Below are 12,322 nucleotides of genomic sequence, written 5' to 3'. Positions count from 1 at the left end.
TTGAGGATGCGGCGATCCCGCTCAGAACCGCGGGACGATCTCCTCGATGCAGACGATTCCGCAGGCGAGCGCGATCGCCGGGAGCTGCGCGCGGGAATAGATTCCGAAATGTTCGCGCAGGTCACGCATGTAGGTGCGCACTGTCGTCGGGGCGATGTTCATCATGATCCCGATCTCGACGTCGCTCTTGCCCATCGCCGCCAAGCGAAAGCATTCGAGCCGCTTTGGGCTGAGATGGGGTAATTTCAGCGGGCGCGCCGGAAAGCCGTGCAAGCGCCGCGCCTCGGTAAACGCCTCGCTCGCCATCAGCGTCGCGATCCGGCAGATATGCGATGGCGGCAATTGCCCGTCGCGCGTTGCGAACGTACAGCATCCGGGCGGCTCGCCGGCGACGCCAATCGGAACGGTGAGGCCGTTGCGCAGGCCATGACGCGCGGCTTCGCGCACGATGCGCGCCTGTCGCCGCGTGAAGCCGCCCAGCAGTCGCTCCATTTCGTGCCAGCAGAACGCCCGGCTTGTCGAGCGCGCCGCGAGCAAGGCGGGATCGTCGCGGTAATAGCCTTCGGCGACGAAAACGTCGCCCCAGCTCTGGAAATTGTCCATGCGGAAATATCGCCCACCGGGCTGAAAGAAGGCCATGCTCTGGACGATCGCGAGCCATGGGAGGCCGAGCTGGCGTGCGGCGGCCTCGCTGCAACTGAACAGCTCGCGATCACTGTTCGCGCGCCTGGCCTGCTTAATATAGGCATCGAGGTCGCGAAACGGCACCGAGGGGCACTCCTTTCGACGCGCGCGTTGCGGGCGCGTCTATCGGGCGCGTGGTTCCAGCCCACGCGCGTGCAGCCCCCGATGATTTACTTGGTCTTGCTCGGCCGCCCCGTCGGCTTGTGCGGATGGCGCCGGAGCGTCACCGCCGGGCGCGCCAGTATCGCGCCGATTTCCAGTTCGTCGTCCGAAACGATCGAGATCGATATCCGGCCGGACAAGAGATAGACGGCATTAACGCCGAGTGCCTTCGCGAGCCGCTCCATTGCTTTCAGCGTCGGGCTCGACCGGCCATTTTCGATCGCACTCAGATAAGAGCTGCTCGTGCCCGCATCATGGGCGAGCGCTTCTTGCGTGATGCGCATCGCAAGCCGCAATTTCCTGAGATTCAAACTGAAGGACTTCGACGCATCCATAAGGGCGTAAGTTCACGCCCTGCGACCATTACTCCACACTGGATACAGGTTGGAGTTATTATCTATATTATTACGTTTTTACAAATATTTAAATGAGATTCCCGAACAACGCGCACTCAACTCTGATGCGGATTCTCAGGCGCGCCAAAAGACCGCATTCGGACGGTCGAATCGGTCGATGACCGAAGCCCTCACGCCAGGACATTGGCCGTGGACGCCGCAGTGGAAATCCCATCGGCGTCGTCACATCCGGGGCGAGCATTGATTTCAAGCGCCGAGCGAATCACGATGCGAACAACGTCCCGTGGACACGTCCGCAATCGCCGTTCCGGCGTGGCGTACAGGAATCATCGGATAGTTTGACGTGCCTGTGTGTCGTTGTCTCCTTTGATTTGAATGCAGCGCAGCGAAGCGGAGCGTCGCATTGGTTCATAGTTATGAAATCACCGTTCGTGTCGGGCCGCTGGCCGCCCACCATGCCAACCGACTACTCGCAACAGTCGGTTCTGGCGGTAATCCCGCAGCGGTCCGGTTTGCTCCAGCCCCGCCGAATTGTACTCGGATCTTCATGATGCAGCGGGATCGGTCCGGGGATCGGTAGTGACGAGCCCGAAAAACGTGGCGCCGGCATTGCCTGGAGGATATTGTCGATCTCCCGATAGACGCCTCGCGCTGCCATATGAGGATGGCGCGCCGCTTCGTCCGGATCAAGCACGGGGGCAAAGCAGGCATCGCTGCCTTCCAGCAGTGTGCGCCATTCTTCCCGTGTCCGCATGGCGAATATCTCGCTAAAACGCTGCTTGAGCTCGGGCCAGGCATCACGATCATAGCCGTCGTCAAAACTGCTATCGCCGGCCAACCCCAGCTTTTTGCAAAGCAGCGCATAGAACTTGGGCTCGAGTGATCCGACTGAGATGAAATTCCCGTCGGCGCACCGATAGGTCGAGTACCAGTGAGGGCCGTCAAGGATGCTGCAGCCGCGTATGCTGGCAACCTGGCCGGCGGCCTTCAGGCTCAGGAGCAAGTTCATCATGTGAGCGCTCCCATCGACGATCGCGGCGTCAACCACTTGCCCATTCCCGGTATCCCGCGCGTGCATTGCCGCTGCGAGGACGCCGATGGCCAAATAGAGCGCTCCACCCCCAATATCGCCTACCAGGCTTGGCGGCGCCATTGGCGGTTCACCGGGATGCCCAGCATACCAAAGGGCTCCTGACAGCGCGATATAGTTGATGTCATGGCCGGCCGCTTGGGCGAGAGGTCCCTGCTGCCCCCAACCCGTCATGCGACCGAATACAAGGCGGGGGTTACGCGCTAGGCAAACCTCGGGACCAAGGCCGAGCCTCTCCATCACCCCAGGCCGCATGCCTTCGATCAGTACATCGCCCCTTTGGACGAGATCCAGGACATGCGCGACGCCTTCGGGGGACTTCAGATCCAAGGCAATTACACGTTTCCCGCGGTTCACAATGGCGCCGCTGCCAAGATCGATATTTTCGGAGTTAGGGCTTACGCGTTCAATGACGACGACATCGGCGCCAAGGTCGGCCAACAGCATTCCGCAAAACGGCGCCGGGCCGATGCCCGCAATTTCGAGTATTTTGAGGCCTGCAAGCGGACCAGTTTTCGTCATTCAGGCATACCTGCGTCTGAGACCTTGGCGCTTTGATCCAGGCCGTTTCGCCGCTCCAGATTTCGAGACGGGTTGCAGTCGTGCTGGGCGGCAGTGTCGAAAGTAAGATTGGCAAAATGACCTTGATTCGCCTAATTCATTCTCTGGAGCAATTATTCCTGTGGGGCATGTCCATGCTCGATTCTCGCCTCAAGCATGCCGTCGCGGTTGGTCAGCTTCGTTCCTTCTCCAGGGCAGCGGATGCGGTTGGTGTCACGCAGTCGGCGGTGACCAAGAGTGTCGCTGAACTCGAACGGCATCTTGGCTATTCCCTTTTCCATCGGACCTCACGGGGCGCGATGCCGACAGAGGAGGGACGCGAATTTATTGATCGCGCAGCGCGCTTGCTTGCCGACGCAGCTGAACTACTCGGAGATACAGCCCGCCGCGCCGACGCCTATGCGGGCCCGCTTCGAATCGGACTGTTCCCAGGGTCAATCGACTGGTTGCTCACCCAACCTCTGGTTTCTTTGCTGCGGCGCCATCCGGCAGTGCGCGTCGAAGTCGTTTCGGGCAACAGCGAAAGGGGCGTGCGACTCCTGTCGCGCGGCGATATCGATGTCGCCTTTGGACTTGAAGCGGCCTTTGCACGCTGGCCGGAATTCAAGTGCGAGCGGGTCGCCTCGATCGAAATACTGCCTTTTGTGCGGAACAATCATCCCATTCTGGGGATAAACCCGACCAGCAAGGAGCCGCTGGTCCAGTTCGAATTCGTAGTGCCCTCATCTTCCGAACCCTACACATCGATCATTCAGCAGATGTACGAAAAAAGCGGTAAGCGTCCCGCTGACTGGATCCACATGACAGACTATTTTCAATTGGTTCGACGGATCGTTGCCACATCCGATGCTATCGGGATGGTTGCAAAACAGTTCACCGAGAACTCATGGTTTCGCGCCAATTTCGTGGCCTTGGAGGGAATCGGTTTATTCGATCCATTGACGCTTTGTTATGCTGTGCGTAGCCGCTGGCAGGTAAAACCGGCTGGCCGTGCGCTCGTCAGCCTTGTTCGTCAGGCATGGCGCACCGCATCATCGGATTAACGGCAAGGGGGCGGGGTGCGATCGGAAATCCGCTGCATCCGTCGCGATCAGCTAGAGCATTTCGCGCAGAAGTGGGAACCGGCTTTCCGGCAGGAAATGCTCTAGCAAATTGATCTTGGGCATTTTCCGAGTTGGCGGGTGATTCCACTCGCCTCGAAAATGGCCTAGAAGCTAATCGCCACTTCTCCGCCGATGACGCGCCCCCTGTTTAGCGGTGAAAGGCTTGCACCCGTGCCCCCGAAGGCCGCCGGCAAAGGTGTATCGCCGCCAATCGTCACCTCATTCAGGAGGTTTCGGCCATAGATGGAGAAGCGCCAGTGCTTGTTGTCGGTCGCCAATGTGAGGCTCGCATCGAGCATATCGGCGCCCTGAAGGAAGCCGACGTTGTTGTCGGTGAATGCCGCCTTGTCGCGATGCGTGAAGCTGACACGCGCCGTTGCTGTCCCCAATTCGCCAAGCTGCTGATCATAAGTCAGCCCCACGCCATAGGTCCATGGCGACAGCCTTGGCAATTTGAGCGCACGATCCACATCGTTGATGACGCCATCACCGCTGAGGTCGAACTGGACGTTGCGATACTGGCCATTCACGTAGCCGAGCTGACCCGAAATCACGAGGTTGGACAAAAGAAAAAACTGCCCCTCGGCCTCGACGCCTTTGATTGTGGCGTCGGCGGTGTTCCGTATGACCTGGCTGACGCCAAGCGGTCCGGGCAGGTTGATCTCGCGCTGCAGGTCCTTCATGCGATTGTAGAAGGCCGCCAGGTTGATCCGGTGGCGCCCGAATTGCTTCTTGGCGCCGAGTTCGAAACTGTCCTGGGTCTCTTGATTGAATGGCCCCGGCGGCACAGCGGGATCGGTGTTGCGCAAATTATATCCGCCGCTGCGGAACCCGCGCGTGTAAAGGCCATAAATCTGCGTGTCGTCATCCGGCTTCCACTGAAGGCCGATTTTCGGCGTAAACCCTCGCCATTTTGCCGCGTCGGCGAAATTGGTTGCACAGATCAGCGTGTCTAGATTGCAACCATTTGCGCGTAAGGCCGAGACCCGAACGGCTTTGCGTTCCCAACTATACCGCGCGCCGAGATTCAAGGTCAGCGTATCGGTGAAATGCCAGTCGGTCGAAGCAAAAATGCCCCATGTTGTCTGGTCTTGCGTACCCCCACCGGAAACGATCCGAGCACCGCCCAAAAGATTCCGCAGCTCGGCGTAACGAAGATCCTGGGAAAAATAGTATAGACCGGTTGTCAATTCGACGTCACCGAACCTTCCGGCATAACGAAGTTCGTCGCTGAGTTGATCCTGGTCGATTTCGAAAAAGGCATGAAAGAAGGACTGTGGTGTTCCATCGATATCAGCGCCCGCGGAGGATCGGAATTTCCGATAGCCAGCGATGTTGGTGAAGACGCCTTCGCCCAGACCGACATCGATGTTGGTTTCCACGATCGCCTGGTCCCATTTGGCATCATAGAAACCTGGGAAATTGATCGAAAACCTGAAGCTGTCGCGGGGAAACAGCGCGTGACTCTGGACAGGGGCTCCATCGCTTTCGACATCGCCATGCTCATAGCGGAGATCCATTCGGAAGCGGTCGCCACCCTTGAGCGAAAGTGCCGGGCGAATGATAAGGTCATGTGATTTACCGAAGCTGCGATTGTCGAAGCGGTTGCGAAACCAGCCATTGTCGTCGCTGTAGTAGACGGCCAATTTGGCAGCCAAAACGTCATCGACGATAGGTCCGGTAACCGTGCCGCTTACGGTCTTTTTCAGTCCCGTTTCAATGGATAGCTTGGCTTTGGCTCCAAAATCGAAGCTGGGCCGCGTGGTCCGCACAACCACGGCACCGCCGGTAACGTTGCGACCGAAAAGCAAGCCTTGCGGTCCACGCAGAACTTCGATCCCCTCAAGGTCGAAGTTGTCCAGCACGACACCAGCGTTGATGCCGAGGTAAATACCGTCAGTGAAAACGCCTACGGTGGGGTCGATCGATGGGATCGTGCTGTTGATGCCGAGGCCCCGGATAGTGAAATTGGCATAGCCCGGTGCCGTACCCACATCCTCGAGCTGGACGTTGGGAACGTCGTAGCTCAGACTTTGAAGATTCTGGACGAACTTGGCATCCAGCTGCGCTTCACCAAAAGCCGTGACCGCCATCGGTACTTTCTGCACGCTTTCGCCATAGCCCTTTTTGGTGGCGGTAACGACAATGTCCTCAGCCAGCGCTTCCGTGGCGCTCCCGGTTTGGTCGTTCGCCTGGGGCGTTGCTTCCTGGGCAAATGCTGTTCCCGAGCACAACAACGCGGCAGAAGCCAATAGACATCCTCTCATGGCTGATCCTCTCTTCCCAGGAGATATTGTGTAGTTCATGCCGTTTGGCGGCATTTGAGGGCCGTCGTCCAATTCAATTCGCTGCAGAACTATTCCTGCTGCTCATCGATATCTGGCGGCAGCACGACGCCATCGGCAGCCCGACGGCCGCTCAAAAATATCATGGTAATTCATCGGGTTGATTACGCTCTCAGCGCCCGTTCTACCGCCTCAAGGCTGTCATTCAGCCCGAGCGGGTGCTCGGCATCCGTGAAGTCGACAATTCTACCCCAGTGCCGGGCGACATCATCGAGCGTGAACGCCCTGTCCGCTCCGAAGGCGTGCCCAAGCGCGCGCTCCCACCTAAGCTTGGCGATATAGCCGGCTCCAACTTCAAAAAGCCCTTTGGTTTCGCTGCAATTCTCGTGCGCAAGCCAACCGACCAATGGACTGATCGCTTCCGCTCTGAGATTGGCGAGAAACTCTTGTGGAAAGGCAGTCGCGGTCATACGCGATGCGGCGATTGGGGCGATCGTATTAACCTGGATGTTTCTGGACCGCCCCTCCTCCGCCAGCGCGTTCGCAAGCCCCAATATTCCGAGCTTGGCTGCGGCATAGTTGGCCTGACCGAAGTTGCCGTAGATTGCGGCTGCAGACGTGGTCATGACGATGCGGCCATAGCCCTTGTCGCGCAGTATCGGCCATGCTGCCTGCGTCACTGCCCGCGTCCCATTCAGATGGACCCGCTGAAGCAGTGTCCAGTCTTCGTCGGTCATTTTGTGGAAGCTCACATCGCGCAGGATGCCGGCATTGTTGATGACGACGTCAACGGTTCCGAAGTTGTCAACCGCGGCTTGGATGATCAGCGCGCCCTCCTCGACCGACGCATAATTTGCCACCGCCTGACCGCCCGTGGCTCGAATTTCGTCGACCACATTGTCAGCGGCTGTGGAGCAGCTGCCGCTCCCTTTCTCGTCGCCACCCAGATCATTCACCACCACCTTGGCTCCGCGCCCGCCAAACATCAGCGCGTACTGGCGCCCAAGTCCGCCTCCGGCTCCGGTCACAACCACTACCCTGCCATCGAAACGAAGCTCTTCGTCCATCGCTTGTCTGCCTCTTTTACCTGAGCGACGCATCTGCGCATTTGATCCTGTGCGAGTCAGGCACGCGGCTCCATTTCCGTCGACGCTGTCGTTTTCGTCTGAGCCTTACCGAAAGGCTTGAATGCCGGTCAGGGCGCGCGAAACAACAAGCTTTTGAATCTCCGTCGTGCCATCGGGGATGGGGCAAATGATCGCCTCACGCACCAGCCGCTCAACGATGAATTCGCGGGTGACGCCGTTGCCGCCATGGATCTGAAGCGCATCGCGCGTCGCTTCGATCGCCATTTCGGTGGCGTACCACTTGGCCATCGAGCATTCCGTCTCTGCGCGCGTGCCCGCCTGGACGAGGGATATTGCCCGGTGCGTCAACAGACGGGCTGCGTCGATCTTGGTCGCCATGATGGCGATCTTGTCGGCGATCAGCTGATGGCCGGCGATCTTCTTGCCATGCTGCGCGCGATCGCGAGCGTACGCGATCGCCTCATCCATTGCTCGCCGTGCGATGCCGATACTCCACATCGCCATATGGCAGCGGGCAATCTCGAACACTTGCAACGTATTGCGCAATCCATCGCCGACCCGGCCGATCGTGTTTGCCACCGGTACGCGGCAATCGGACAGGAATATCTGTGCAGTCGATTGGCCGTTGAGCGCCATCTTCTGGATATCGCGCACCTCATACTCACTCTCGTCACGATCGACCAGGATGTGAGTGACTTCATTTTCGCCAGTCTTGCACGTACAGATGAAGATGTCCGAGTAGGCTCCGTTGGTGATCCAGGTCTTTTCGCCATTGATGACCCAGAAATCGCCGTCTCGTACGGCGCGTGTCTTGATGGCGGCGACGTCCGAGCCGACATCGGGCTCCGAGATGCCGAGCGAAACGAACTTCTCGGCCGCGACGAGGTCGGCAAGATAGCGTTGCTTGATCGTCTCCGGGGCGAAGCGGCGGATGAGTTCTGCGCCAACCGCGTTGATGAAGCCGGGTATGGCCACATCGAGCGAGGAATAGGCGATCTCCTCGAAAATGAGCAGATGAGTGAGCCATCCCATATCAAGCCCGCCCCATTGCTCCTGATGCGGTGCGGTAATATGGCCATAGCCGGTCAGTGCTTGAGTCCATTCCTTCATGAGCGGTTTGGGGATGAATCGCTCCCCATGCCGGCGGATTTCCGGCTCAAGCTTGTTGTCGAGAAAGCGGCGGACGGTTTCCACCGCCATGCGTTGTTCATCGGACAGCTCAAAGTTCATATCGTGACCCCGTGTTTCCCTAGGCGCGCTCTGACAACTACCGGCCCAGGATCGTGACGGCGACCACCGCCTCTTCCACCCCGATGACACCTCCGCCGTTCTGCGCGATCGCGAACCGGGCATTCGGAACCTGTCGATCTTCCGCCTCGCCGCGCAATTGCAGCGCAAGCTCGTAGATTTGGCCGAGCCCGGTGGCGCCGATCGGATGTCCCTTGCATTCAAGCCCGCCCGACGTGTTTACCGGAATACGCCCACCCAGCGCCGTCTCACCGCGCTCTGCCGCGAGTCCGCCCTCGCCAGGCGGCGTCAGGCCGAGCGCCTCGATTTCAATGATCTCGCCAACCGCCGTGGCGTCATGCACCTCCGCGACGCCAATATCTTCTGGCCCCACGCCGGCCATCGCATAGGCCCGGTTCGCCGCAAGGCGGCTGACATGGTGGTCATAATCAAAGGGATCGCGCGCGGCGCCGGTTTGCAGCACAGACGCCAGGATTCTTAGCGCCCTGTCCGGGGCTGCCGACAGTTTGCGCCGACCGGCTTCGCTGCAGATGATCGCAGCGGCGGCGCCGTCGCTGATCGGGGAGCACATCGGCAGTGTGAACGGGTAAACGATCGGAGGCGCAGCGAGTACACTTTCGACGGTATATGGGAGGCGATACTGGGCAAGCAGATTGCGCGTCGAATGCATGTGATTTTTCGCCGAGACGGCCGCGATTTGCGCTTGCGTCGAGCCGTAGGTCTTCATGTGCGCGCGTGCCATCGCGGCGTATACATCCATGAAAACGCTGTAAGGCTGACTCGATGTCGTTCCTTCCGGAACATCGACGCCATTGCCCATGGCCAGCAGCTGCGCGCGGCCCGACTCGGTTTCATGCACGTCCCAAGCGCCATCGAATGCACTGAACATGAGCGCCTTGTCGGGCGAGTACATCTTCTCCGCGCCGAGCGCGAGTACGACATCCGCTGCCCCCGATCGAACATAGGCGGCGGCCATGTGCAAGGCCGTGGAAGCCGTCGCACATGCGTTTTCGACATTCACCACGGGAACGCTTGAGATGCCCATCGCTCGCGCCACGATTTCGCCGCGGATCATGTCCTGGCCCTCCATATGCCCCTGGACGCAATTGCCGAAGAAGATGGCTTCGACATCGCCGGCGGTGCATCCTGCGTCGGAAAAGGCCTGCGACGAAGCTTCGGCGCAGAGCATTTTCAGGCTCTTGTCGAACTGTTTTCCGAACGGGGTCATCCCAACCCCCATGACGAATATGTCGGTCATTCGTTGATCCATTCTTCCAATGTGTTCCGCATCCGATCAGGTCTCACCGGTCGGAAAAATCGGGCTTCCGCTTCTCCCGGAATGCCGCCAGTCCTTCGACAATGTCGTTGGACAAGGCGTAAGCAGCCATGGTTTCGAGTTCCTGACGCAGCCCGACTTCGAGCGAGCTATCCTGCGCAGCGCGGACTAGCTGCTTCATGTAGGCGAGCCCTGGCCGGCTCTTTTCTGCAAGAGATTCTACCAGCGCTTGCGCTGCCGCAATGAGATCCTCGGGAGCAACCAGTTGGGTCACGAGTCCGGCTTCCTTCATCTCGGCAGCCGAGATGGTCCCGCCGGTCATCATCAGATGTTTCGCACGCGCTTCGCCGATCTTCCTAGGGAGTCGAACCGACCCTCCACCGCCGGGCAACAGGCCGTAATTTGCATGGGCGTCGCCAAATCTGGCCGGGTGCGCGGCAATGACGAGATCACAGCACAACACCAGTTCCAAGCCGCCGGCGAGCGTAAGGCCGTTGACCGCCGCAATTATCGGAAGGCGCGACGTCTCGATCCTGTTAAAAGCCTGACCGAGCGGCGGCAGAAACAGATTTAAGCGTTCGGCGAGAGTTTGTCCGCCTGTTCCATCGCCAATTGCGAGCAGATCCGCGCCAGCGCAAAACGCCCGTCCGGCGCCGGTAAGAATGCAAGCGCGCACCGTCGCATCTGCTTCCGCTGCCTCGATCGCTGCGGCGAGTTCCTCGGCCAAAGCCAACGACAGACTGTTCAACGCTGCCGGCCGGTTGAGGGTCACCCAAAGCGCTGGGCCGCGTTGCTCAACCAGGATGTATTCATAGTCCATTGCAGTCTCCCGCGCGCCGGCAGGCGGTCACCGGAATAGAGGATGTGGCTAGGATGGCTGCGTCGGTCATGCCCCCGAAATGCGCCGGTCCTGGCCCGCCCAATAGGGCTCTCGAAGCTTTGAACGAAGCACCTTTCCGACATTGCTCAACGGCAGTGGCTCGGCGGTAAAAACGACCTTGCTTGGCTTTTTTGCGGAGCCCAGACGCTGGCGCACCAAATCTATTATCTCGGTCTCCGTGATTTGTGCTCCGGGCTTGACACGCACCATTGCAAGCGGCGTTTCACCCCATTTTTCATGGGGCACGCCAAAGACCGCGACCTCGAGTACACCGGGATGGTCGGCAATTACGTTTTCGATTTCGGTGGGATAGATATTGAAGCCGCCTGACACGATCATGTCGTTGTTGCGATCGAGCAGATACAAAAATCCGTTTGTGTCGATCATGCCGACATCGCCGGTTTTGACCCAGCCATCTTCCATGCGCCGGGCGGTTTCCTCCGGATCGTTCCAGAATTCCTCCATCTGGCCATTTTCGAACCGTGCGACGATCTCGCCGGGCTCGTTTGGTCCCAGCACCTTTCCGTCCTCGTTACGGATTTCGATATCGGCGCCACTCATGGGACGTCCGACCGCCCGAATTGGGGCAGAACCTTCAAATTCGCCGAACCACTCGTTGGGCCCCATAGACGCGATGGGCAGGATTTCGGTCTGTCCATAGCCCGAATGAAGAACATGATTCCCGAATATCTGGCACGACTTGCGAAGCGTCGGCTCGGAGATCGGCGCTGAAGCACTCAGCAGAAACTTCAAATTCGGAAAGTGGCGGCCATATGCCCCGTCGTGATGCACTATGGCATTGAGCATGGTGGGGGCTACAAAGGCATGGCTGATCCGTTCCTGCTCGAGAGTGTCAAGAAAGGACGCTGGATCGAAGCCGTCCATCATCACGTTGCGGGCGCCGCAATACCAGGCCGGCACGAACAGGAAGCCCGATGCATGGGACAACGGGCCGACATGCAGAATGGCATCCCCTGGGGCCACTTGGGGGCCGATGCTGAAAAATGCGGCGGAGATCGTCATCCATGAACGGTGCCGATAGGCAACGCCCTTGGGTTTGCCCGTCGTGCCGCCGGTGTGGCGGATGACACAATAGTCCTCCGGCGCGACGACGGGATCAGGATCCCGGTCCGAGGCTGTCGCCAACCAATTCTCATAGTTGTGATCGCGGATAATGATCCGCTCAAGCGTCGGAGCTTGGGCATCCAGCCCCGCCAACTCCGAAGCCAATGCCTCATCGACCAGCGCCAACCGAGATCCGGTACTCGCGATCATATGGGCGTGCGCTTCACATCGGTTGCGCGCATAGAGAGGAACACGCGTATAGTTTCCAATGGCAGCCGCCAGTATGATGTCGGCGGCCTCGATGGAGTTCTTCTCCAGCGTAGCAATCCGGTCACCCGGTTGAAGGCCGCACTCCGCAAGAGCATTTGCGAGCTTCACGCCGCGCAACCAGGCTTCCGAGAAAGTCAACCGCCTGTGGCCGTGAACGAGAGCCTCTTGCTGGGCGAAATAACGTGCGGCGCGACGTATTTGCGTACGGACGTCCATCAGCCGCGCTCCTCTAAGGCGCTCGCCCACAATGGCGC

Annotated in this window: 10 protein-coding genes; 1 reads left to right on the top strand and 9 read right to left on the bottom strand. The window is 59.3% G+C overall.

Annotated features, from left to right (window positions below):
- Positions 1-21: 21 nt before the first annotated feature.
- The 3 genes from QOL79_RS06335 to QOL79_RS06325 all read right to left on the bottom strand — a co-directional run bounded on the left by QOL79_RS06335 (position 22) and on the right by QOL79_RS06325 (position 2,814).
- The gene (locus tag QOL79_RS06335) at positions 22-768 is read right to left on the bottom strand and encodes a LuxR family transcriptional regulator (protein WP_017499962.1); all 747 of its coding nucleotides are present in this window, start codon (positions 766-768) and stop codon (positions 22-24) included.
- Between the two features lie 86 nt (positions 769-854).
- Complete coding sequence (locus tag QOL79_RS06330) at positions 855-1,181, bottom strand: helix-turn-helix domain-containing protein (RefSeq protein ID WP_017499963.1); 327 nt, start codon at positions 1,179-1,181, stop codon at positions 855-857.
- Positions 1,182-1,668: 487 nt separating this feature from the next.
- Entirely contained in the window at positions 1,669-2,814 is a 1,146-nt protein-coding gene (locus tag QOL79_RS06325) for a CaiB/BaiF CoA transferase family protein (RefSeq protein ID WP_026108913.1), read from the bottom strand.
- A gap of 32 nt (positions 2,815-2,846) precedes the next feature.
- On the opposite strand from QOL79_RS06325, the gene QOL79_RS06320 reads away from it, so the two are divergent.
- The gene (locus tag QOL79_RS06320) at positions 2,847-3,896 is read left to right on the top strand and encodes a LysR family transcriptional regulator (protein ID WP_026108914.1); all 1,050 of its coding nucleotides are present in this window, start codon (positions 2,847-2,849) and stop codon (positions 3,894-3,896) included.
- Between the two features lie 164 nt (positions 3,897-4,060).
- On the opposite strand, the gene QOL79_RS06315 is transcribed toward QOL79_RS06320, so the two are convergent.
- From QOL79_RS06315 to QOL79_RS06290, 6 genes are all read right to left on the bottom strand, one after another.
- Positions 4,061-6,208 (bottom strand): TonB-dependent receptor, encoded by a 2,148-nt coding sequence (locus QOL79_RS06315; protein ID WP_208598043.1) that lies wholly within the window; start codon positions 6,206-6,208, stop codon positions 4,061-4,063.
- A gap of 197 nt (positions 6,209-6,405) precedes the next feature.
- A complete protein-coding gene (locus QOL79_RS06310; RefSeq protein WP_011415065.1) occupies positions 6,406-7,308 on the bottom strand; it encodes an SDR family oxidoreductase in 903 nt (300 codons plus the stop codon).
- A 105-nt stretch (positions 7,309-7,413) separates the two neighbouring features.
- Positions 7,414-8,559 (bottom strand): acyl-CoA dehydrogenase family protein, encoded by a 1,146-nt coding sequence (locus QOL79_RS06305; RefSeq protein ID WP_017499968.1) that lies wholly within the window; start codon positions 8,557-8,559, stop codon positions 7,414-7,416.
- Positions 8,560-8,596: 37 nt separating this feature from the next.
- Positions 8,597-9,835: a thiolase family protein gene (locus QOL79_RS06300; protein ID WP_011415063.1), complete on the bottom strand. Its 1,239-nt coding sequence runs from the start codon at positions 9,833-9,835 to the stop codon at positions 8,597-8,599.
- 43 nt (positions 9,836-9,878) lie between these two features.
- The gene (locus tag QOL79_RS06295; RefSeq protein ID WP_011415062.1) at positions 9,879-10,673 is read right to left on the bottom strand and encodes an enoyl-CoA hydratase/isomerase family protein; all 795 of its coding nucleotides are present in this window, start codon (positions 10,671-10,673) and stop codon (positions 9,879-9,881) included.
- 66 nt (positions 10,674-10,739) lie between these two features.
- The gene (locus QOL79_RS06290; protein ID WP_026108915.1) at positions 10,740-12,284 is read right to left on the bottom strand and encodes a class I adenylate-forming enzyme family protein; all 1,545 of its coding nucleotides are present in this window, start codon (positions 12,282-12,284) and stop codon (positions 10,740-10,742) included.
- Positions 12,285-12,322 lie beyond the last annotated feature (38 nt).

This window comes from Sphingopyxis sp. Geo48 (assembly GCF_949769155.1).
Classification (GTDB): domain Bacteria; phylum Pseudomonadota; class Alphaproteobacteria; order Sphingomonadales; family Sphingomonadaceae; genus Sphingopyxis.
The sequence above is the reverse complement of the archived record's forward strand: the minus strand, read 5'-3'. Positions and strand labels throughout refer to the sequence as shown.

Coding starts and splice junctions, on each gene's coding strand:
- QOL79_RS06300 (WP_011415063.1), bottom strand. CDS start 9,835: ATGACCGACATATTCGTCATGGGGGTTGGGATGACCCCGTTCGGAAAA.
- QOL79_RS06295 (WP_011415062.1), bottom strand. CDS start 10,673: ATGGACTATGAATACATCCTGGTTGAGCAACGCGGCCCAGCGCTTTGG.
- QOL79_RS06330 (WP_017499963.1), bottom strand. CDS start 1,181: ATGGATGCGTCGAAGTCCTTCAGTTTGAATCTCAGGAAATTGCGGCTT.
- QOL79_RS06310 (WP_011415065.1), bottom strand. CDS start 7,308: ATGGACGAAGAGCTTCGTTTCGATGGCAGGGTAGTGGTTGTGACCGGA.
- QOL79_RS06290 (WP_026108915.1), bottom strand. CDS start 12,284: ATGGACGTCCGTACGCAAATACGTCGCGCCGCACGTTATTTCGCCCAG.
- QOL79_RS06305 (WP_017499968.1), bottom strand. CDS start 8,559: ATGAACTTTGAGCTGTCCGATGAACAACGCATGGCGGTGGAAACCGTC.
- QOL79_RS06325 (WP_026108913.1), bottom strand. CDS start 2,814: ATGACGAAAACTGGTCCGCTTGCAGGCCTCAAAATACTCGAAATTGCG.